Here is a 22,647-nt window from a genome sequence, read left to right as displayed (position 1 = left end):
ACAAGTAAAGGTGTTGAGATTGGAGTATAATATAAGTAGATAAAGAATTAAAATAAGAAAGTGAGTAGAGATATGACCAAAAAACTGACTTTTCCTGATGGTTTTTTGTGGGGCGGAGCGACGGCTGCCAACCAGTGTGAGGGTGCTTATGATGTGGATGGTCGCGGGCTGGCCAACGTAGATGTGGTACCGATTGGTAAGGACCGTCTAGCCATCATCACGGGTAAGAAAAAGATGTTTGACTTTGAGGAAGGCTATTTCTACCCAGCTAAGGAAGCCATTGACATGTACCATCACTTCAAGGAGGACATTGCCCTCTTTGGCGAGATGGGTTTTAAGACCTATCGACTGTCCATTGCTTGGAGCCGGATTTTCCCTAAGGGGGATGAACTGGAGCCTAATGAAGCTGGCTTGAAATTTTACGAAGACCTCTTTAAGGAATGTCACAAGTACGGCATTGAGCCCTTGGTGACCATTACTCACTTTGACTGTCCCATGCACTTGATTGAGCAATATGGTGGTTGGCGGAGTCGTCTCATGCTTGAATTTTACGAGCGTCTCTGCCGCACTCTCTTTACTCGCTACAAGGGCTTGGTCAAGTACTGGCTGACCTTCAATGAGATTAACATGATCCTCCATGCACCATTTATGGGGGCGGGGCTCTGCTTTGAAGAAGGCGAAAATGAAGAGCAGGTCAAATACCAAGCGGCCCATCATGAGCTGGTCGCGTCAGCCATTGCCACCAAGCTGGCTCATGAGATTGATCCAGAAAATAAGGTCGGCTGTATGCTGGCGGCAGGGCAAAATTATCCTAATACCTGCCATCCACGCGATGTATGGGCTAGCATGGAGGAAGACAGGAAAAACTATTTCTTCATCGACGTACAGGCGCGTGGTGAATATCCCAACTACGCCAAGAAAGCTTGGGAGCGCGAGGGCATTACTGTTGAAATGACAGAAGAGGACCTGCAGCTGCTCAAGGAGCATACGGTGGACTTCATTTCCTTCTCATACTACTCTAGCCGGGTGGCTTCGGGCGACTCTAAGGTCAATGAGCTGACCGAGGGCAATATCTTTGCTTCTCTCAAGAATCCTTATTTGGAAGCTTCTGAGTGGGGCTGGCAGATCGATCCTCTGGGCTTGCGCATTACGCTTAACACCATCTGGGATCGTTATCAAAAGCCCATGTTTATCGTGGAAAATGGTCTGGGTGCGGTGGATACTCCAGATGAAAATGGCTATGTGGCTGATGATTACAGGATTGACTACCTGGCTGCCCATGTCAAGGCTATGCGGGAAGCCATCAATGAGGACGGTGTGGTGCTGTGGGGCTACACGACCTGGGGCTGTATCGACCTGGTATCAGCCGGCACTGGCGAGATGAAGAAGCGCTACGGCTTTATCTATGTGGACCGGGATAATGAAGGCAAGGGAACACTCAAACGCTCTAAGAAGAAATCCTTTGACTGGTACAAGGAAGTCATTGCGACTAACGGAGCATCTGTGAAATAGAAAAAAGGCTGAGATATGAATGTCTCAGCCTTTTTCAAGTATGTATGTTTTATAGGAACTTTAGTCTAACTGAAATTTAAATACTTTTCAAGATTTATTATTTCAAGAATTCCTTTATTTGCTGGGCGATTTCCTCTGGCTTTTCGTCATGGATATAGTGGGAGCCTTCTAATGTCACAAGTTTGGCTTGGGCATTTTGCGCGACAAACTCTTCCTCTAGCTTGGGAGCTTCTCCGCCTTTCTGGACAGCCGCAAAGATAAGAGTCGGAATCTGAGGCACGGGTTCTTTGTTAATCGTTTCAACATTTTTCTTCCGATTCTTGACTTCGTTCATGACCGCCTGAGTGATTGACCGCTGGTGGAACAAGGCTTTAAAGATAGCTTTTTCCTGATCATTGAGGGCCCCAGACTTTATGGCTGGGCTGCTATTTTCATCAAAGAAAATCGGTAGGCGAGCCAAGCCTAGCATTCTCCCCAGCTGGATAGTCTGATAAGAACCATAAAATTTCTGCTGGTCGGCCACCTCCGTATGGGGCATGGTCATATCCAGCCCGATAATAGCTTCTACTTCTTCTGGGTAATGATTGGCCCAGTGAATCGTTTCTAAACCAGCAATCGAATGCGGAACCAAAACATAAGGACCGGATATCTTAGCAGCTTTGAGGGCCTTACGTGTCTGCTCCACTTGTCTATCCAATGAGCGGTCATCGTTTCCATCATCGCTGTAACCATAGCCTAGACGTTCTACCACGACGATGCGATAATCATCCTCTAGCTTGGAATAAAGAGCCTTGAAATCCAGAACCGGAGCATTGGTGCCCAGTCCCGCTAGGAAAACCAAAGTCTTCTTGCCCTTGCCGGCAGTGTAGACATTGAGCTTCTTACCCTCTACCTCGACTAGCTGACCAATCGGCTTCTCAATGAGTTTACTTTCCTGAGCTATTTGAAAGCGGTGATAGAGAAAGATAGCCAATAAGGCCAGAGCTAAGAGTCCTACCAGCCAAGTGATTGTTTTAAGGACAAATATAAAGATTCTTTTCAACATAGGAATTCCTTTCTGTTCATCATATTTTAGACTCGCATACTTTTATTTATAATCTTTACTTCAAGCGGTCATATCGTGATTTACACTAAAAGCGAATAGAAGTTTAATCAGGTAAAGTGATAAAAGAGCTGTCATACTGATTGGCAATTTACTGTAACTAATAAGAAGAATGCAACCCAACCCCGCCATAGAAGCACCAGTTAATGCTTGCTCCCTGCAATCTTTCAGTAGTTCGCTAACAAACAGAGCGCCTATCATCGCACCAAGCCAGACCATAGTACAGGTTAGTAAAGATTGATTAAAAAGTAGAGCTAGAAGTAAGGGCTGAATATGAATCAGGAGGAAAATACATCGTCGTTTTACAGACTCCTGATAATAATGATTAGTCCCTTGAGATAAATTAGCAATCACTCCTCCGCTGATGTCTACAGATAAGAGGCAAAAAGTGATGAATTGCCATAACGGCCAATTCTGATCTGGCAAGGAAAGACGCCAGAGTAATCCAGTTACCAGAATAGAGAAGGTCATCGTGATAGCTATGGTTATCAGGCTTGTTTTCCGTCCAAATAGTTCCTGTAAAAACTTAGGTGTACAAATATCTCTCAATATTTTATTCCTCCCTGCCCCATGATAAATTCTATCTGTTCCAATCCTTTTTCCATTAAAAGTGATGGTGGCATATCCGTATAAAGATATCGGATTACCAAAAGCCCTAAATTGTTATAAAGTATTTCCAGCAGGAGGTCGATTGGGTAGTTTTCTGGCAGTAGATGAGCCTTGCTTTCCAAGTAAGTCTTAATTGATTGAAGATATTGACTATCAAGATACAGCAAGTTGCTCAAATATTGACTGGAATCAGTATCAGAGGTGAGGATTTGAAAAATGCTCTGCCAGTCGGACTTCTCAACTTCAGTTATAGTGCCAACATCAGATATAATCTGCTTTTTAATACTTGCCACAAGCTCTGCATAAGTCTCAGCATTTTCATCAAATTTTGTAGTCAACTTAAACTGCTTCTGGATAACTATTTCAATAAAAATTTGCCCCTTGCTTTTAAAATAATTATATAGAGTTCCAGTAGCTATATCACAGACTTCTGCAATCTCTCGCATAGAAACTACTCCAAAGCCCTTAGAGCGAAACAGCTCCCCTGCCACTTCTAAAATAGCTTGACGATTTTTTTCTTTTTTACTTACTTTCATTTTTAAATCCCTTTTTAATATGAATGTGTTCATTTTATGAACTTGTTCATATTATAGTAAATAAAAGATAAAAAATCAAGAAAAAACTAAATACAATTTAGTGGTCAAAAAATAGAAAGCCAGAGAGACCGGTCAGGTGTGTCTATATTGTTTCTGTCGCGACAGAGTTGGAAATAGCAGCTAACAAATATTAGATATGTCTGATTGAATCGCAAGTCCAAACTTAAAATAGCAGAATAAAACTAGGCCACTTTTCGATTTTTGGTGAATATTAGTCACTCAGTTATGCCTTCGACTTCTCATAGAATTTTTGAAGAAGATTATGAAATAGGGAAGGGAGCTCAGTTTTTTTCTCTCGCGATATATTTTTCATAATAGCGGTTGCTATCAAAAGGATAAGGAGTCTCTTTTGATTTGAACAGTTGCTCAGGGATAAGAACGACACTGCTTACAAGAACTGTTCCACTGATAATGGCTAAAATGATTATTGGTAAACTGGGGAGATTTGTAGGATACTGGCTCAGAACATAGTAGAGAGCATGAAGCGTAAAGACAACCGCTGTCGCAAAACCTGGGTTGTAAATGGTTCTTTTTCCTACTGTACGAAAACGTCGGTACATATTGAACCCAAAAATCAGGTGGCCAATCATTTCAAAAAAGCAAAAGATAAGATTCCAGATGACAATGATCTGATTGACACCGTAGAAAAGACAGACAATACCAATTAATTCAGCTAACATAATAGTCAGCATATCAGAAAATTGATTCATAGGATAGCGATCGGGCTTTCGAGAGCGCCGAAGCATGTTGTAGTTATAATGAAAACCGCCAGGAAATCTCCATTCCTCTAGACAGTGCAAAGGGAGCATGACATAGATTATAGCGACAAATCTGCTTCCAGCATCTAGTGTAGTCCAATGTGTGATAAGATATAAGAGAATACCGATTCCCATAGCAAAGAGAATGGGAATCCAGATTTTTAACCAAACAGAAATTAATTTGAACATAACAGCACCTCATTTATCAAAGCACCCACCACTGGTAGAGGGACCAGTAAAGGATATTAGCGACCACCGCCAAAGCAGATAGACTGGTCATGGCCGTCAGGAAGAGGCGGCCTTTGCTGAGCTTTTTCCTGGATTTTCTGAAAAGCGGCAGCAGAGCAGCAGCGGTTAGCAGGAGTCCCAAGGCAGCAAAGAGCATGTAGCGCCAATGAGCTAGAGAATCAAGGTCATCAGCCATCAAAGGTATCATAATCATTAGTAGGTTTAGGGGAACAGCCAGAATACCAAGAGAAGTCAGTAGATTCCAGACCTTCCAAGTGCGGTCTGTGTGCTCAACCGTTTTTCGGGAAATCAAGCGATAAGCTCCTAATAAAAGGCTGATGATGAGCGTTCCAAAACTATAGACAATTCCAAGAATGCCTAAACCTACGATGATATAGTCCTTATAGTAGTCGAAAGCAGAGATTTTTTCATAGTCTACCACAGCGACGGGAATTGTAATCTTTCCCTTGCTCTTATAGATGGTCCAAAAATTGGTATTCAAGATTCGGTTCTGAGCAGGATTGTCAATCTTCTCTATTGAGGGCATCATGAGTCTTAGAAAGGATAAGGGGCCATGGAGAAAGGTACGTGGAGAAAGGTAGTAGCCTGGTGTAAACTGCTTTTGGGTATCTTCGTCAGCTGTTTTACGTCTTCCGAAAACCAGTTCAGGCATTTGGTAGTTGTAATTCTCTTCCATGCTTTGATTGGTCATGACTATGTAGCCGATGCCACTTTCCAAGTCTAGCATGAGACGAGAGCTGAAACCATCAGTATTGCCACCGTGGCCAATGATGCTGACTCCGTATTCGTTGATCCAGAAACCGTGGGCATTGCGGGCGATGTCTGTACCTGGATAGGTCGAAGTGGGATTGTAGAGAGTATTCCAAGTTTCTGGACGTTCAAAGAGAACCTTGCGCCCCAGCAGAGCCTGAGCAAATTTCTGTAAATCCTCCAAGGTACTGGCTGCTTGGCCAATTGAGTAGAGACCATACTCATAAAAAGCTGTCCCTAGTGAATTTCCCTTTGTATCATAGGCCTTAGATTCTTGACGTTTTTTCTGAACATAGGGATTATCAGATAAGTTCGGTAGGAGAGCTGTCTTGTCCATGCCAAGCGGCTGGAAGATATGCTCGTGGGCATAGTCAGCAAAGGTCAGACCGGAAATCCGCTCGACAATCAGAGAAGCGAGCCCAGCACCATAATTGGAATAAGAGGTTACTGTTCCAGGTTCAAAGGACTGGACAGGCTGGAGCATGCGTAGATTTTCCTCTATATTTTTATCACCTTTTGTGTAAGACAGAGATTCATCAAATCCCGTCTGATGATTCATGAGATCCAGCATCGTGATAGCTTTATCGAAGTGCAGATTTTTAAGAAAATTCTCTGGCAGGTAGGTCTTGATATCTTCCTCTAGGTCAATCTTTCCTTGTTCCCAGAGTTGCATGACAGCTATCCAGACGGTCAGCTTGGTCACAGAGCCCCAATCAAAGACGCTGCTGTTGTCAGCTTTGATGCCTTTTTCTTTATCCATATAACCGAAATTGCCTTGGTAAATGGTGCTATCCTTGTCAAAGACTGCCGTTTCCATAGCGGCTGTTGTCTTTTCATGCTCCTTGACATAGTCTTGGATTTTCTGGCCAATCTGGTCCCGTTCGATACCAGAGGGTAGCTTTTGGGACTCCTCAGCTAGCGCCGTAGCTGGCTGGAAGAGTCCTAGAGTCAAAAGAGTTAAAAGGATTAGGGAAAATGTTTTTTTCATAGTTGGCTCCTTTCATATTAGAATACCCACCACTGATAGAGGGACCAATAGAGGATATTAGTGGCCACTGCTAAGGCAGATAGGCTGGTCATGGCTGTTAGGAAGAGGCGGCCTTTGCTGAGCTTTTCTCTGAACTTTCTGAAGAGCGGTAACAGAGCGGCTGCGGTTAGCAGGAGTCCCAAAGCAGCAAAGAGCATGTAGCGCCACTGAGCGATCTCGCTGAAATTTCCTGGAATTGCTGACATGAATAGCAGAAAGAGATTGATTGGAACGGCCAAAATACCAACAGCTGTTAGGAGGTTCCAGGCCTTCCAAGTGCGATTTGGCTGGTCTTGTCTCTTGCGAAAGATAAGCCGATAGCCTCCTAGAAGCGGGCTGATGATGATGAGGCCGAGGGCGTAGATGATACCAAGTCCGGCCAAGCCTAGAACAACATAGTCTTTAAAGAAATCAAAGTCAGAGACTTTCTCATAGTCTGCGACAGCCACTGCGATATGGGTCTTGCCTTTGTTCTGATAAATGGTCCAGAAGTTGTTTGGCAATCGCTGATCATCAGATGGTTCCTGCAAGTAGTCTGCGGAGGCTGGAATCATTTTAAAGATAGCCAGAGGACCTTGGTTAAGATTTCGCAGAGTGCGATAATAGCCTGGACTGAACTGCTCTTGGGTTTCCTTGCTGGCCGTTTTACGTGGTCCAAAGACGAGCTCTGGCATTTGGAAATTATAATTTTGCTCTGTACCTTGATTGGTCATGACGACATAGCCGATACCGTGCTCCAAGTCCAACATTATCCGTGAGCTAAAGCCAAGTGTATTTCCGCCGTGTCCTAGCACTGTAGTGCCATATTCGTTAGCCCAAAAGCCATGAGCGTTACGAGCAGTATCTGTTCCAGGATAGGTCAGGCTTGGGCTGTAGAGGGTACTCCAAGTCTCTGGACGCTCAAAGAGCGTTTTGCGAGCCAGCAGGGCTTGGGCGAACTTCTCCAAGTCTTTCAAGGTACCAGTAGCTGCACCGATAGGATAGAGGCCAACAATGAAACTATCCTTTCTCAGAACTTTTCCTTGGATGTCATATCCTTTGGCCTCTTGACGCTTTTTCTGAACGTAGGAATTGTCTGATAGATCCGGCAAAATAGCCGTTTTATCCATGCCCAGAGGTTGGAAAATATGCTCATGAGCATAATCAACAAACCGCTGACCGGAGATCCGCTCGACAATCAAAGCCGCCAAGCCGGTACCGTAATTTGAATAAGCTGTGACTGTACCAGGTTCAAAGGACTGGATAGGTTGTTGTTCTTCAAGGATTTCTTCGATACTTTTATCGTCTTGTAGGTACATGCTTACCTCATCGAATCCCGCCTGATGGTTCATCAGATCCAGCATGGTGATTGGCTTATCATAGCGGAGATTTTTGAGGAAGCCCTCTGGCAGATAGGTGCGGATGTCTTCTTCTAAGTTAATCTTACCTTGCTCCCAGAGCTGCATAACAGAGAGCCAGACAGTTAATTTGGTTACGGAGCCCCATTCAAAAACGCTATCATCATCGGCCTTGATGCCTTTTTCCTTATCCATGTATCCAAAGTTGCCTTGATAAATGGTACCGTCCTTATCAAAGACTGCCGTCACCATGCCGGCTGTTGTCTTTTCATGTTCCTTGACATAGTCTTGGATTTTCTGACCAATCTGGTCCCGTTCGATACCAGATGGTAGCTTTTGAGGCTCCTCAGCCAATGCAGTAATTGGCCAGAAGAGTCCTATAGTTATAATCGTTAAAAGCGTTAGAATAAATGATTTTTTCATAGCATTTCCTTTCTGTTCAACTTTAGTATTCACATAAGCTGAGTTCAGATAGTCGGCGCAGTCTCCTTTTAATTTAGAATCAGGTTATTCTTGTTTCATTGGTCATAGGATTTTCTCCTTTGCAGAATGATGCAGACGAAGCCCATCTCCCCTAAGGAAGACAGGCTCTTCATCATAATGCCCACCACTGGTAAAGAGACCAATAAAGGATATTGGCTACGATGGCCAGTGCAGATAGGCTAGTCATAACCGTCAGGAAGACACTTCCTTTTCCGAGTCCTTTTTTAGCTTTGGTCAGAAGCGGATAGACTAGGCAACCTCCTAAGATGAGTCCTAGACCAGCAAAGATTGTATAGCGCCAAGGAGCTACAAAGCTGATGTTACCGCTGGTCATTGCAAGGAATAATAATGCAAAATTTGCTCCGGTTGCTAATACCGTCAGCGAAGTCAGAGTATTCCAGATTCGCAGGGCTTTTGGCATCTTGGATGGCATTTTTTTCAGCGAGCGAACAAGACCAGCAACGCCACTAATGAATAGATTGATGAGAGCGTAGACCACTCCTGCAACTGCTAAGAAGTACATGGCATAATCTTTGTAGATTTCTGTATCCGATATCTTGAGTGTATCGCCTGTGGTGCTAGTGATTTTTTCTTGGCCGCCTTCATGGCTTAGCACCGCATAATTTTGGTTTAATTGCGGATTGTCCATACTTTTAGGGACGTAACTCGTATAAAATAGAGTTCGGGCAACTGACAGGGGACCAGTCTCGAAGTACCGAGCGGAACGATAGTAGCCCGGCTTGAAATTTTCAAAGGTAGCCTTATCAGTCTTTTTCTTGGATCCAAAAACAAGTTCAGGCATCAGAACATTATAAATATCCTCGCCTTTTTGATTGGTCATGACAGTAAGGCCAATACCGTTTTTCAAGTCTAGTAAAATGTAAGATGAATAACCAGTGGAATTCCCACCGTGTCCCAGAACAACAGTGCCATATTCTTCGACCATGAAGCCGTGAGCATTTAGCAGTCTATCCGTTCCGGGGAAGGTTGAAGTAGCAGTATAAAGTGTTTTCCAAGTTTCTGAGCGCTGAAACAATTTTTCTTGCTTTAACAGGGCTTGACCAAACTTCTGAAAGTCTTCAGGGCTAGAAGCTGCCTGACCCACAGAATACAAGCCAAAATCAAAGTAAGCCGAACCGAGTGAGTTTCCTTCTGTATCATAAGATTGAGCTTTCTTTCGTTTTTCACGGACATAGTTATTATCCGCGAAGCCAGGAAGGATGGCGGTTTGGTTCATGTCCAATGGCTGGAAGATATGCTCATGGACGTAGTTGGAGAAACGCTGACCAGAGATTCGCTCAACGATATAGGACGCTAAGCCTGCTCCAAAATTAGAATAGGCTGTTGTTGTGCCAGGTTCAAAAATCTGAGTTGGCTGACTAACTGACAAAATCTCCTCTATCGTCTGCCCCTTATTTTCCAGATAAGCAGCATGAGCCCCCTCTTCAAAACCAGCCTGATGGTTCATCAGATCCAGCATGGTGATAGGCTTATCATAGCGGAGAGTCTTGAGAAAACCATCTGGCAGATAGGTGCGGATGTCTTCTTCTAGGTTAATCTTACCTTGTTCCCAGAGCTGCATAACAGAGAGCCAGACGGTTAATTTGGTTACAGAGCCCCATTCAAAAACGCTGCTGTCATCAGCTTTGACTCCCTTTTCCTTGTTCATATAGCCAAAATTTCCTTTATAAATGGTACCGTCCTTATCAAAGACTGCCGTCGCCATGCCGGCTGTTGTCTTTTCGTATTTCTTGACATAGTCTTGGATTTTCTGGCCGATCTGGTCACGTTTGATACCAGAGGGTAGCTTTTGAGCCTCCTCAGCCAGTGCAGTAGCTGGCTGGAAGAGCCCCAGAGTTATAATGGTTAGAAGTGTTAGAATAAATGATTTCTTCATGCGATTCTCCTTTTTTCCTTAGCCCTCAAGGGCGAAAGTAATACTTTTAAAAACGATTTTGCAAAAAATTTTAAACATATTGAGCCTCCTTTTTGTAGCACATACATTTCTTATTTCTTTCTATTTTAAAGTTCGATTCTCAAATATCCTTCAAGTAATTCTAAAATATTTCTAAAGTTTTTCGAATAGTCCATCTTTTATTGACTTAGCCTCTTATCCTTGCTACACTAGTGATAGGAAATTTCTGGAGGCGAGTGTTTATGGCTCATATTTTGCTCATCGAAGACAACAGTGATATTCATGAAATTCTAAAAGAACTTTTTCAGAAGGAACACACGGTTTATTCTGCCTATTCGGGGACAGAGGGCATTTCGCTGTTTGAGCGGGAGGAGATTGATTTGGTCCTTTTGGATATCATGCTGCCGGGTAAGAATGGTGATGAAGTGTTGAGGGAAATTCGCAGCAGCAATGCTACGGTGCCAGTGGTTATGCTGACGGCCCTTGGTGAGAAAGCGCTGGTTAGTCAGTACCTGCTGAATGGTGCTAATGATTATATCGTCAAACCTTTCAATCTGGATGAGGTTTTTGCCCGTATTACCGTGCAGCTGCGCAGCCAGCAGGCTTTGACTGGCGAGGAAGAAGGCCAGTCCTTTAAAAATATCCGTCTACTCAAGGCTACCTTTGAGGCGGTCTGCGGTGAGAAAAGCGTCCGTCTGAGCAAGAAAGAATATCATATCCTCCAGCTCTTGCTCCGTCATCCCAAGAAGATCTACACCAAGGAAGAGCTCTTTGAGCAGGTCTGGGAAGAGAGCTATCTGCCTGGGGATAATACCCTGAATACCCACCTCAGCAATCTACGTAAGAAACTGGCTCAGTTGGACCCAACAGAGGAATACATAGAGACTGTTTGGGGACTAGGTGTCCGGCTCAAGGAGGACTGATATGTTGGTGTTAGTCATTTTATTTGCCCTTATCAGTCTGTTTCTGGCTATTGGTTTCATACGCTATCATCTGGCGGTCAAGGATGTGGCACAGCAGATTCGTCGGAAGCGACAGACAGGGAGCCAGAATCGTCTGGCTCCTGCTGCTCATGCCCCCAGTATTTTGGAATTGACAGAGGAAGCAGAGCTGCTCTTTAGGGAGCTAGATAAGACGACCTTTGTTGTCCAGCAGGAAAAGAAGACGCTGGATATGGCTATCAGTAATATTGCCCATGATATCCGCACCCCTCTGACCATTGCCAGTGGCTACACCCAGCAGCTGCTGAAGGATGATAGTCAGGAAAGTCAGCAGCTGGTCAAAATTGCAGATAGTCTGGGAATGGTATCCAAACGGCTGGAAGCCTTGATGGAGTACCGCCGGTTGATGGAGGGAGCCATTCGGGCCAATGTCCAGCCGACAGATATATCTCAGCTGGTAACCCAGCAGCTTTTTACTTATTATGATGCCTTCCAGAAAGCCCAGATTGACTTGCAGGTAGAGCTGGCTGAAGGTCTAGAGCTAGAGACAGACCCAGAAATTCTAGAGCGCATTGTCCAAAATATGATAAGCAATGTCCTCAAGCACGGCCGTAAGGCTGCCAGCATTTCTCTGAAAAAAGAGGGCGAGCATTGTATCTTTACCGTCAAAAATATCGTCCAGCAGCCTATCCAATATCTGGATAAGCTGACCAATCGCTTTTACTCAGAAAACCTATCCAGCAGCGAGGAGTCTTCAGGGTTGGGGCTCTACATCACCCAGCAGTTAGTCGAAATCCTAGGCGGAGACTTGACAATGAAAGCCGAGGACGACTGGTTTGAACTGGTTGTGACTTTGTAAATGACTTTTAAAAAAGCAAAAAAAGAAAGAGTTAGCTCTATTAGCTAGCCTCAAAATCCGCTCATAAACCTCAGCTAATTTTCGAATTGGTGGAGGTTTATTTTTAGATTAAGTCGAAGAAAGGCATGATAAAGATGCCTTTTTGTTTTGTGGTTTGAAAAGCTAGTCAGCTTAGAGAGGACATTTTACTGGTCAAAGTAAAAAATCAGCCAACTACTCTAAACCCTTGATATAACTGACTTGCAACTGACAGTTGACAAAGATTCCAAGTTCAATCATTCAAAAAGCAACTAGATTTTTTCTTTATTCCAAGTCCAGTCGCTAGAAAGGCAACTGGCTTTTTTGTTAATCTGAAAGCAGAAATCAAGTTTTTGATTTTGGAATGAACGAGTCGCTGTCTTTGAAGATTTGGCTCAAAAACTTGAGTTTAATTATATTATAAGGAGGTATTCTCATGAATACAGAAACAACTATCAAACCACAACCAAAACTAATTTTGCCGTTCCTAGCTTGGAACTTCGGCTGGACATGGGGATTCTGGCTGCTAGACATCATCCTCAAAAAACTTTGGCCTGACAGTCCACCTACAGCCTATCTTGCTCTTGAAGCTATTCTAAATGGTATTGCTATGTTTGGGCCTATGCTGGCTAGCCTGATTGTACTGAAAAAGAAAGGCTTCAAGGCCATTTGCTCCTATCTCTTTTCAGGCAAGAAAGAGACCTGGCTCTACTTGCTAATCTATGGTGGCGGTCTGGCTACCTTCTATGCTCTAGCTTCTGGCGGCAAGTTGGTAGACGGCGCTTTAGTAAGATTTCCTTGGTTTTTTATCTATTGTATTGTCCTATCGGGCGGGATTGAAGAATTTGGCTGGCGGGGCTTCCTACAGCCGGCCTTAGAGAAAAAATTTTCTTTCTTTGTCTCTACCTTGATGACCGGTATTATTTGGGCCATCTGGCATATTCCTCTCTGGTTTTACGATCGCTTTTATGATCGAAGCCAGGATCTTTTCTCAGTTTTTATCATTTTCAGTATCCTTCTATCTTTTTGGCTTGCAGCTCTGTATAAGAAGACCCAGTCTGTCCTTGCTTGTAACATCTTTCATGCGCTCTCCAACACCCTCATCCCGACTTTTGTTGGGATAGCTCAAGCTAACAATTTGGATTTCTCTCAAGTCAATCCCTTCTTTTACTTTGGAGGTGTGATTCTCCTGACACTTTATAGTATCTATCTCTGGTATCGGACGGATAGGGAGGAAAAAGCACTTCCGTCTAAAGAAGAAGTCTAGCATTTTATGAAGAGGTGACAATCAGACTTTGCAGTCTCTCCGCCTTGTGCTATAATAAGTGTCAATGAAAGAAAGTATAAAAAATAAGAAAGAGTAGGTAAAACAATCCATGAATCTATCAGACAGAATCCAGTACCTGCGAAAAGCGCGGGGCATTTCTCAGGAGGGGCTAGCCGACCAACTCGGTGTGTCCAGACAGGCCGTTTCCAAGTGGGAGAGCGAGCAGAGTATGCCTGATTTGGATAAGATCATTTCCATGAGTGACTATTTTGAGGTGACCACAGATTATCTGCTCAAGGGAATTGAGCCTGTAGTCCAGAAAGAGGAAGAGCAGTCAATCAGGCACAGGAGAATAGCCAGCAATATTTGCTATCAGCTCTCTCTTGGCTTGGTCGGTCTGGGCATCATCCTCTCCATTATCCTAGCTGATTTTCTCAAGACTAGTATCTTGCTAACGCCGGTGCTGATTGTCCAGGGAGTAGGGCTGCTGGTGTGGGGAACAGGCCGCAATCTATCCGAGGCAAGGCCTTCTTTTCAGGTTAAGCTAGCCTTGATTTTATTCTTGCTCTTTGTTCCCCTCGGATTTCTATCTAATGTTCTTTTTCCTATGGGCAAGATCTTTCCATATCCGACCAGTCTGGCAGCCAGTCTTGCCTTTGTCACTTTCTACCTTATCCTAGGAGTCTGCATCAATCTGTTCTTGAAAAAGCAAGATTGGAAGCAGTGAAAGAAAGCCGATAAAGAGGGCTAGACCAGAAGGAGTGAAATCCGCTCATAATCCAATCAAAATCCGCTCAAAAAAACTCAGCTAATTTAGTGATTAGCTGAGTTTTTATTTTACAAATCTCTCTTCTTCAGTGTAGCCAGTCCTGCTAAGGTAAAGACCGTAATCAGACTGAGAGCAAAGATAGCTGTTTTGATGATGACACCTAGTATTGAAGCGTCTCCGTAGACGAACTCCATCTTGATAGCCTTGAACCATTCATTATTGGCATCGAACATTTGACTAGGGAGACCGAGTAAGATGTAGGTCATGATATAGGTGATGAAGACGACACTATAGTTTCGAGTCAAGTAGAGAACAAAGCTGGTAATGCAGTACCAAGCATAGGTACAGATGACCTGCATGACAAAGAGTATTGCGAATTGTCCCCAGAAATTAGCTGGCAGGGTTCCCATATTACCGCCGGTTCGGACAAATTCGATGACAATACCTAAAATGTAGAGCAGTATGAACTGCATAGGAAGTAAGCTGCCGATAACCAGTGCTTTAGAGAAGTAATACTGGGTCCGAGTCTTGCCTGTAGTCAGGTTATTGTGATAAAGTTTGTCATTGAGATCAACGCCTAGGAGCAAGCTAGTCATGACATTGCAGGCAATAAAGAGCATGCCACTGTTGTAGGAGACGACATCTATGGCAAAAAAGATACCGTTGTCGGAACTGACGACTTTGGAAGTGAAAATGGCGAGGAGAATTCCAAAGATGCAGAAAGCCTGCACTCCCCAGAATCCTACGGAGCGGAAGAGACGGTAGTAATCCGCCTTGATACTATTAAACATGAGTGTTTCCTCCTTGTTGGTTGATTAAGTCTGTAAAGTATTTTTCTAAGTCTTTGTGGGCGTAGTAGATTTCCCCGATTGGGATGTCGGCTAGGACTAATTCCTTGGCAATCTTGCGAATTTCTTGTACCTTACCGGAAATATGCAGCTCATCTTCCTTTTTGGTCGGTCTGAGCTGGTAGCCTAGCTTGTCTTGCACTAAATGGGCAGCTTGCTTGATATTATCCGTTTTGAGGATGATATAGTCGCCGCTTTCTCGGTCAAATTCTTCCTTAGACAGCTCCTTGATGAAATGCCCTTGATTGATAAAACCAAAGCGAGTTGCTACTATATAAAGCTCGGACAGGATATGGCTGGAAATGATGATGGTGATGCCTAATTCTTGATTGAGGCGCTTGACCATTTCTCTAAATTCCTGAATCCCAACTGGATCTAAACCATTGATGGGCTCGTCCAGGATGAGCAAGTCGGGACGCCCCAAAATGGCAATGGCAATGCCCAACCGCTGTTTCATCCCTAGAGAGAAATTGCGAAATTTCTTCTTTCCAGTATCGGTCAGGCCGACATATTGAAGGGTTTCTTTGATGACTTTGTCAGCATTTGGAATGCCCCGGTCGGTACAGTAGTAGCGCAGATTTTCATAGGCCGACATGTGGGCATGAGCTACAGGGGTCTCGATAACAGATCCAGTATGGCTGAGGGCTCTGGTCCATTCTTGTTGGTTCTGAGAGCCCAGAACAGATACGGTTCCTCCGCTAGGATAGATGACTTGCGTGATGATTTTGATCAGCGTGGTCTTACCAGCACCGTTTTTTCCGATAAGACCGTAGATCTCTCCTTTCTTGATGGAAAGACTGACATCTTTCAGAGCATATTGATCACCGTATTTTTTAGTGAGTCCTTTCACTTCTAAAACATTTTGCATGATGTTTCTCCTTTAATTACTTTGTTTATACTTTTAGTATACAAACTAAATTTCAAATATTTCTCAAGAAATTCTAAAATATTTCTCAAGAATTTTAAAATTGGAAAGATTAAAATGAGCCAGTCAAGAACTGGCTCATTCTCTACTATAAATCCTTTTTGTGGAAAGTATAAAGACTTGCTGCGGTGAAGACGATTCCTAAAAACAAGGCGATTAGAACAATTCTCAAGGTTACACCGTTGCTTTGAAGTGTCTCAAAATCAAAGCTCATGGTTAAATGCTGTAGCCACAGAGACTTGGGATAAAGTTGCGCAAGAGCTCCGGTTAAGGATGCGCAGAAAAGGTAACCTCCCAGGGCAGCAATCATAGATTTACTCAGATAAAGAATAAAGGAAATAATAGCTGTCCAAGCAATGACAGTCAGGCACTGCACAAAGAATAGAAGAATAAACTGAAGCAGGAAGGTAGCGGATAAATCACCAATACCGTTTAGAATGGCTGCTAGGATAAAGTTGATGCTATAATAGAGAGCCAACTGCAGGAACGTTACGCAGACCATGACTAGGGCTTTAGAGACGAAGAAACTGGTACGGGAAACACCGCTGGTTAATGTATTCTTGTAAAGCTGCTTGTTCAGATCTGTCCCGATGACGACCATAGACAGGATAATGATGATAAAAGTATTATTACCGATAGCGTTAGACACCGCTTGTATAAGCTGGACGGCATTTAATTTGCCAAAGACTGCGCTCAAGGTCGTCAGTAGAAAGATGAATTCGGTAATCCAAACAGCCTTGGAACGAAAGAAACGGTAAAAATCTGCTTGAAAAGTATGTAACATGGTTTTTTCTCCTTACTGGACTAAATCTGTAAAGTATTTTTCTAAATCTTTGTGAGCTGCATAGATACCATTGACATGAATGTTGGATAGGACCAACTCCCTGTTGATGTCATTTAGTTCCTGTTCTTGGGCGACAATGTGCAACTCGTCAGATTTATCAGCGTCCTTGAGCTGATAGTGGAGCTTGCCTTGGATGAGATTGGCAGCCTGTTCTTTATCGCTAGTCTTGAGGACGATATAATCTTCGCTGGCTCGGTCAAAGTCATCCTTGGTAAATTCTGCGACAAGCCGTCCTTGGTCAATCACTCCAAACTTGGTGGCTACCAGATAAAGCTCAGACAAGATGTGGCTGGAAATGATAAAAGTGATTCCCAATTCTTGGTTGAGTCGCTGAATCATCAGTCGAAATTCCTTGATGCCAAGTGGATCAAGGCCATTTATGGGCTCATCTAGAATCATGAGTTCAGGCTTGCTTATAAGGGCAATAGCGATCCCCAAGCGCTGCTTCATTCCTAGCGAAAAGTTGCGGAATTTCTTTTTACCAGTATTGCTCAGTCCGACATAGGCCAGGGTTTCCTTGATGAGCTGGTCGGGCTGGGCAATCTGGTGGACCTTGCAGTAGTAGTTGAGGTTTTGATAAGCAGTCATCTGATTGTAAGCGACTGGTGTTTCGATGACAGTTCCTATCTTGCGCAAGGCTTCGTTCCACTCCTTAGAGTTCTGCGAACCAAAGACAGACACGGTTCCGCTGTTGGCATGAATGAGCCGGCTAATGGTCTTGAGAAGAGTGGTTTTGCCAGCTCCGTTCTTGCCAATCAGTCCATAAATTTCGCCCTTCTGGATCGAAAGACTCACATGATCGAGGGCATATTGCTGACCATATTGTTTGGTAACTTGCTTTACTTCTAAAACAGTTTGCATGGTATATTCTCGCTTTCTTAGGTTTGATTTTAGTATACAAGCTAGACTTCAAATATTTCTCAAGAAATTCTAAAATATTTCTAAAGAAATGCAGAACCAATCCAAATGCAATAAAAAAGCAGCCAAAGGGCTGACTGCTTAAATTTATAAGTCCCTGTGCTGAAAAGCTTGGTAACCACCTAAGAGAGAACCAGCTAAGATAAGGAATAAGAATAGTTCAGAATTTATCTGAGGGAAAACGATGACGAGGCTAGACTGAAGCATAATCAGGGCGAAAAAGACGAGATAGCTGGCTAGGGTGGAGCGGGTCAGGTAGAGAAGACAGGTAACTACGGAACTGCAGGTTATAATAAAGAGAAAGGAGCGAAAGAAAGACAAGAAAAAGCTCCAGAAAAAGTTCTTTGGCATAGTTCCAAGTCCGTGGAAGAGGTTTCCAAAGATAAAGGCTGCAGCAAAGGCTGTTATTAGTTGAAAGATGATAATTATGACAAGAACAGCTATTTTTGATAAGTAAAATTCTTTCCGAGAAACCCCGCTAGCCAATATATTTTTGTATAGTTTTCTAGTCAGGTCACGACCTAGCAGAAAGATGATGAGCACAAGGACAGTAATCATGACAAAGGGCAGGAAATCTTTAGCAAGCTGCCCGAGAGCTTCAAATCCTGTCCAACCTTGGATGACTGTTTCTTCTGAATCAGAAGACGTAGAGATATAAAAATTAAAGTTTCGTTCACCAAGAGAGCTGATGAAAATAAGAAAAAAGAGTAGCCCTTCTATTAGCCAAAAAAGTTTGGAGCGGACAAGTTGGTAGAGTTCCGCCTGAATAGTATGTAACATGAAATCTCCTCTGAATGATTAAGATTGTTCCTGCATTTTATAAATCTTTCTTTTTGAAAACCATCAGCCCGCCACCTAGAAAGAGCAGGGTGACCGTTACCACTGTCAGGATAGCCTTGATAACAGCTCCGCCATCTGCTGCCATATCTGTGTTAAATCGCAGAGTCAGATAGATCAGCCATTCATTGTCCGGGTAAAAGATGAGGGGAATAGTCAGTAAGGTACCGCCAAGGAAATAGGTCAGAAAGCTAGACACGATGGAGTGGCTGGCATAGAGTACAAAAGAAATGATGGCAATCCATGCAATCGTGCCGAGAAATTGGACGAAGAGAGCAGCTCCCAGCTGAGGCAAAAAAGAGCCAGGGGCGCTGCCAATTCCGTTGGACAGACTAGCGGTCATAAAGGAGATAGATAAAATCATCAGGAAGTGAAAGGCTGCGATACTAACGCAGACAAAGAATTTAGAAAAATAATAGCTGAGCTTAGAGATGCCGTAGCTCAGACAGTTTTTATAAAGTTTCCGAGACAAATCCACTCCAAGGACCATACTGATACCAATGATAGTGAAAAAGAGCAGACTGTCTGTTTTGCCTGCAAAATAGTCCAGAGCTTGAAGGCCGGTTAGTTTTCCTAGAGATTGACTAGCAGCCTCATTTCTGGAGATATTTGCTCCAAAATGAATATTTGCATGGAAGAAGGTTGTTGAGATAATCGCACAGAATAATAAAAACTCAGTAATCCAAAAGCCTTTTGAGCGTATGAGCCGGTAAAAATCGGCTCGAATGAAATCCATCATGATAAGCCCCCCTTTGTCATTTGACCAAGTCTGTAAAGAAGTTTTCTAGGTTTTGTCGTGCATAGTAAATCTCCTGCACCGGTATATCTGCGGCTGCAAGTTCCTTGACAATATTGCTAATCTCATGCGAATGGGTGAAGATATGAATCTCGTCAGAAGCATTGACCACCTTGATACGATGCATGAGCTGGTCGTGAATCAGACGGCTGGCTTCTTCTAACTGCGATGTTTTAAGCACGATATAGTCTTCGCTCTGTTCTTCAAACTCCGCCTTGGAAATCTCGCGAATCAGCCGTCCTTCCTCGATAATGCCGAACTGGGTACCAACCAAGTAGAGTTCAGACAGAATATGGCTTGAGATGATAAAGGTCATTCCCAACTCCTCGTTGAGCCGCTGCACCAGCTGGCGGAATTCCTTGATGCCGACTGGATCCAGGCCATTGATAGGCTCGTCTAGTATCATTAGGTCAGGTCTGGTAAGAAGCGCGATAGCCAGACCCAGCCGTTGTTTCATCCCGAGTGAGAAGTCGCGGAATTTCTTCTTGCCGGTATCTGTCAAGTCCACGTATTCCAAGGTTTCACGGATGACCTTGTCCGCATGGGGAATATGGCGGAGCTTGCAGTAGTAGCTGAGATTTTCATAGGCTGTCAGGTGGTTGTGAGCGACCGGTGTTTCGATGACCGATCCGACCCGCTTAAGGCTCTGTGTCCATTCTTGATAGTTCTGAGAGCCAAAAAGGGAGACATTGCCACTGCTTGCTTCCAAGAGCTGGGTGATGACCTTGATCAGAGTGGTCTTTCCGGCCCCGTTCTTGCCAATTAAACCGTAAATATCTCCTTTTTTTATCGTCAGACTCACATCGGTCAGAGCGTACTGCCGGCCGAATTTTTTGCTGACTTGCTGTAAAACCAAAACATTTTCCATGATCAATTCTCCTTTTCATGATATTAGGAGAGAAAACTCCTCTTCTTATTAATTAGTATAGCGCCAAACCTTCAAATGTTTCTAAAGAATTTCTCAAATATTTCTAAAGTTTTTGATGAGGATTAAAAGCAAGTGGCAAATTGTGGAACTCTTAGTCCTCAATCTCCAGCTCGTATAATCCCCTGACTGCATTGCAGGCATAGATTTTCTCAGCCTGAGCCAGATCAGCCAGCGTTAAAACTTTCTCAGTAACCTGACCCTTATCCAGTAGCTGCTGGCGGTAGATGCCCTTGAGCAGGCCCAATTCAGCTGGAGGCGTGTAGAGCTTGCCGTCTAGTTCCAACAGCAGATTGCCAATAGAAGTTTCCAGCAGCTGGCCTTGGGCATTGTAATAAATCTGCTCTTGCTGCTCCAAGGTCAGATGTGGCCGATGGCTGGTTTTGAAATAGGTAAAAGGCTGAGCTAGATTGGCTGTTTGCTCAACTAGTTTTGCCTTTCTGAAAGTCTCTGTCAGCGGTAGTAGAGGAGCCGCTGACAGCCCAATACTGCCGTCTTTTTTTAGAGAAATACGTAGCCTGTAATCCTGCCCTTTATCTAGCTGAGCGCAGGTTTCTTCTAACTCTTGCTCTAGCGTGTCTTGGTCAAAAGGATAGGCAAAGTAGCCAGCTGCTTCTGTCAGTCTTTGCAGGTGTTGCTCTTGCAAGGTCAGCTGTCCGTCCGTCACTTTTCCTGTAGAAATCAGGTCGAATCGCGGATTTTTCCGATAGAGGACGGCAGATTTTTGCTGGGTTTCGATGTATTCAGATTTCCACGTGCTGTCCCAAGTGATTCCGCCGCCAACGCCATAGATAGCTTTCCTTCCCTCCAGCTGAATGGTACGGATGGCGACGTTAAAAATCCGTCTCTGGTCTGGCAGGCAGATGCCGACTGTACCGCAGTAGACCCCGCGGGCAGCTTTTTCTGTCGCCTTGATGATAGCCATGGTCGAAATCTTAGGAGCACCTGTAATGGATCCGCAAGGAAAGAGCGCCTTGAAAAGATCTGCCAGCCCAATTCCCTCATGCAGCAGACTTTTAATGGTAGAGGTCATCTGCCAGACTGTAGAGTATTGCTCGACGCTGCAGAGATGCTCAACCCGCTCACTGCCCGTCCGAGAAATGCGATTCATGTCATTACGCAGCAAATCGACAATCATCATATTTTCAGCTCGGTTTTTGGCGTCCTGAGCCAGCCAGGCAGCCTGCTCTCTATCTTGCTCTAAGGTCAGTCCCCTATTGGTAGTTCCTTTCATAGGACGAGTGGTCAGTTGACCTCGCTGCTCCTCGAAAAAGAGCTCAGGGCTGATAGACAAGATGGCAGTCTCGTCATGCTCTACATAAGCATTGTAGGCCGCATTTTGCTCAACAACCAGCCTGTTGTAAATAGCCAAGCTATCCTCAGGATTGAGCTCCGCACACAGCTGTACCGTGTAGTTGACCTGATAGGTATCGCCCTGGCGGATATGATGATGGATAGTCTCGATAGCTTTCTGGTACTCTTGCTCAGAAGTCAGCCCCTGCCAAGCCGCTGGCATCCCCACTTCCTTATAGGTCAAGGGAATGGAAGCCTGCTTGGCCTTATCGTGGATAGTAAAGTAGAGGAGGTATTCTTTCTGGAGCGGAGCGGAATGAACTTGGAACTTTTCCTCGAAGGCTGGCGCTGCTTCATAGCTGACATAGCCGACAGCATAGTATCCTTTCTCCTGCCAGCCCTCAATCTCTGTCAAAAGTTCCTCCACTTGGTCAAGACGGCGAGTCTTTAGCTCCTTGATGGGATTCGTAAAAATCAGGCGTTGGCCTAACTGCTTAAAATCAATAATCGTTTTCTTGTGCATAAAGCTATTTTATCATAAGATAATTTGAATGAAAACGGATTTATCAGATGAGACAGTCATTCTTTTATAAAGGTTGACAGATTAGAAAGTGGCTAGGTATACTATTTTTAAAAAAGAAAGAATGAGATTGCTATGAAATCAAAGAAATTGTTATTAGTAAATGGAATTGCCGGTATCTTAGGAGGCCTGATAATCCTTTACGCTTCTTCGAATAGATGGCACTGGGAAATCGTTGCTTTAGTTCCCAAGATGGTCGAAAACTCTGGTTGGGGCGGCTTGATAGTATTAACAAGCTTGCTGTTTTTGGGGCTTTCTATTGTCGGAATGGCTCATTATAGCGAAGACTCAAGAGTCAATAAGATGAGCCATAAGCTTCTTTTATTTGCTTTCCTTGCAGGAGTTATTCCGTTTTTGGGAGAGGCGGCTGGCCTTCTGGCTCTCATCTCAGGAAGTTTCTATCTTCAAGATTTGCAAAAATTTAAGAGTGAAGACAAAGCTGATTAACCTATTTCCTTTTGCTCGAAAGCCCGCGAAAATTATGATAAA

21 protein-coding genes are annotated in these 22,647 nt (G+C 43.9%); 6 read left to right on the top strand and 15 right to left on the bottom strand.

The genetic code is table 11. The features are described from left to right. Window positions 1-72: 72 nt before the first annotated feature. Window positions 73-1,512, top strand: a complete 1,440-nt coding sequence (locus ELZ47_RS09810) for a 6-phospho-beta-glucosidase (RefSeq protein ID WP_126435913.1) — start codon at window positions 73-75, stop codon at window positions 1,510-1,512. Between the two features lie 97 nt (window positions 1,513-1,609). Here ELZ47_RS09810 and ELZ47_RS09805 read toward each other — a convergent pair whose 3' ends face one another. The 7 genes from ELZ47_RS09805 to ELZ47_RS09775 all read right to left on the bottom strand — a co-directional run bounded on the left by ELZ47_RS09805 (window position 1,610) and on the right by ELZ47_RS09775 (window position 10,320). Then, window positions 1,610-2,557, bottom strand: coding sequence for an alpha/beta fold hydrolase (locus tag ELZ47_RS09805; protein WP_126435912.1), 948 nt, complete (start codon window positions 2,555-2,557; stop codon window positions 1,610-1,612). 60 nt (window positions 2,558-2,617) lie between these two features. Beyond that, complete coding sequence (locus ELZ47_RS09800; protein ID WP_126435911.1) at window positions 2,618-3,163, bottom strand: hypothetical protein; 546 nt, start codon at window positions 3,161-3,163, stop codon at window positions 2,618-2,620. Further along, window positions 3,160-3,759, bottom strand: a complete 600-nt coding sequence (locus tag ELZ47_RS09795) for a TetR/AcrR family transcriptional regulator (protein ID WP_125332602.1) — start codon at window positions 3,757-3,759, stop codon at window positions 3,160-3,162. The genes ELZ47_RS09800 and ELZ47_RS09795 overlap by 4 nt, the downstream gene beginning before the upstream one ends. 341 nt (window positions 3,760-4,100) lie before the next feature. Beyond that, window positions 4,101-4,766, bottom strand: coding sequence for an HXXEE domain-containing protein (locus ELZ47_RS09790; RefSeq protein WP_125332600.1), 666 nt, complete (start codon window positions 4,764-4,766; stop codon window positions 4,101-4,103). 16 nt (window positions 4,767-4,782) lie between these two features. Continuing rightward, entirely contained in the window at window positions 4,783-6,564 is a 1,782-nt protein-coding gene (locus ELZ47_RS09785) for a serine hydrolase domain-containing protein (RefSeq protein WP_125332598.1), read from the bottom strand. 17 nt (window positions 6,565-6,581) lie between these two features. After that, entirely contained in the window at window positions 6,582-8,363 is a 1,782-nt protein-coding gene (locus ELZ47_RS09780) for a serine hydrolase domain-containing protein (protein ID WP_125332596.1), read from the bottom strand. Between the two features lie 172 nt (window positions 8,364-8,535). Beyond that, window positions 8,536-10,320, bottom strand: a complete 1,785-nt coding sequence (locus ELZ47_RS09775) for a serine hydrolase domain-containing protein (RefSeq protein WP_125332594.1) — start codon at window positions 10,318-10,320, stop codon at window positions 8,536-8,538. Window positions 10,321-10,580: 260 nt separating this feature from the next. Between ELZ47_RS09775 and ELZ47_RS09770 the strand changes: the two genes are divergently transcribed. From ELZ47_RS09770 to ELZ47_RS09755, 4 genes are all read left to right on the top strand, one after another. After that, entirely contained in the window at window positions 10,581-11,261 is a 681-nt protein-coding gene (locus ELZ47_RS09770) for a response regulator transcription factor (protein ID WP_002896543.1), read from the top strand. Between the two features lies 1 nt (window position 11,262). After that, window positions 11,263-12,138: a sensor histidine kinase gene (locus ELZ47_RS09765; RefSeq protein ID WP_125332592.1), complete on the top strand. Its 876-nt coding sequence runs from the start codon at window positions 11,263-11,265 to the stop codon at window positions 12,136-12,138. 454 nt (window positions 12,139-12,592) lie between these two features. Continuing rightward, window positions 12,593-13,423 (top strand): CPBP family intramembrane glutamic endopeptidase, encoded by an 831-nt coding sequence (locus ELZ47_RS09760; RefSeq protein ID WP_126435910.1) that lies wholly within the window; start codon window positions 12,593-12,595, stop codon window positions 13,421-13,423. A gap of 109 nt (window positions 13,424-13,532) precedes the next feature. Beyond that, window positions 13,533-14,150 (top strand): helix-turn-helix domain-containing protein, encoded by a 618-nt coding sequence (locus ELZ47_RS09755; RefSeq protein WP_126435909.1) that lies wholly within the window; start codon window positions 13,533-13,535, stop codon window positions 14,148-14,150. 110 nt (window positions 14,151-14,260) lie between these two features. Here the strand turns inward: ELZ47_RS09755 and ELZ47_RS09750 are convergent, their stop codons facing one another. The 8 genes from ELZ47_RS09750 to pabB form a co-directional block, all read right to left on the bottom strand. Next, complete coding sequence (locus ELZ47_RS09750; RefSeq protein ID WP_126435908.1) at window positions 14,261-14,983, bottom strand: lantibiotic ABC transporter permease; 723 nt, start codon at window positions 14,981-14,983, stop codon at window positions 14,261-14,263. After that, a complete protein-coding gene (locus ELZ47_RS09745) occupies window positions 14,976-15,908 on the bottom strand; it encodes an ABC transporter ATP-binding protein (protein ID WP_126435907.1) in 933 nt (310 codons plus the stop codon). Before ELZ47_RS09745 ends, ELZ47_RS09750 begins: the two co-directional genes overlap by 8 nt. A gap of 145 nt (window positions 15,909-16,053) precedes the next feature. Further along, window positions 16,054-16,749: a lantibiotic ABC transporter permease gene (locus ELZ47_RS09740; protein ID WP_126435906.1), complete on the bottom strand. Its 696-nt coding sequence runs from the start codon at window positions 16,747-16,749 to the stop codon at window positions 16,054-16,056. A gap of 12 nt (window positions 16,750-16,761) precedes the next feature. Continuing rightward, the gene (locus ELZ47_RS09735; RefSeq protein ID WP_125331993.1) at window positions 16,762-17,670 is read right to left on the bottom strand and encodes an ABC transporter ATP-binding protein; all 909 of its coding nucleotides are present in this window, start codon (window positions 17,668-17,670) and stop codon (window positions 16,762-16,764) included. Between the two features lie 144 nt (window positions 17,671-17,814). Further along, the gene (locus ELZ47_RS09730) at window positions 17,815-18,507 is read right to left on the bottom strand and encodes an ABC transporter permease (RefSeq protein ID WP_125331995.1); all 693 of its coding nucleotides are present in this window, start codon (window positions 18,505-18,507) and stop codon (window positions 17,815-17,817) included. Between the two features lie 37 nt (window positions 18,508-18,544). After that, window positions 18,545-19,303, bottom strand: coding sequence for an ABC transporter permease (locus ELZ47_RS09725; protein ID WP_125331997.1), 759 nt, complete (start codon window positions 19,301-19,303; stop codon window positions 18,545-18,547). A gap of 16 nt (window positions 19,304-19,319) precedes the next feature. Continuing rightward, window positions 19,320-20,228 carry an ATP-binding cassette domain-containing protein gene (locus tag ELZ47_RS09720; protein WP_125331999.1) on the bottom strand — a complete coding sequence of 303 codons (909 nt, stop codon included), beginning with the start codon at window positions 20,226-20,228 and terminating at the stop codon, window positions 19,320-19,322. Window positions 20,229-20,379: 151 nt separating this feature from the next. Continuing rightward, window positions 20,380-22,101, bottom strand: coding sequence for an aminodeoxychorismate synthase component I (gene pabB / locus ELZ47_RS09715; protein WP_125332001.1), 1,722 nt, complete (start codon window positions 22,099-22,101; stop codon window positions 20,380-20,382). Window positions 22,102-22,233: 132 nt separating this feature from the next. Between pabB and ELZ47_RS09710 the strand changes: the two genes are divergently transcribed. Continuing rightward, on the top strand, window positions 22,234-22,605 hold the full coding sequence (locus ELZ47_RS09710; RefSeq protein WP_125332003.1) for an insulin activator factor: 372 nt from the start codon (window positions 22,234-22,236) through the stop codon (window positions 22,603-22,605). Window positions 22,606-22,647: the final 42 nt, after the last annotated feature.

Source organism: Streptococcus sanguinis (genome assembly GCF_900635155.1).
Taxonomy (GTDB): Bacteria; Bacillota; Bacilli; order Lactobacillales; family Streptococcaceae; genus Streptococcus; species Streptococcus sanguinis_G.
Note: the sequence above shows the minus strand (reverse complement) of the source record. Positions and strands in the feature narration are given on the sequence as shown.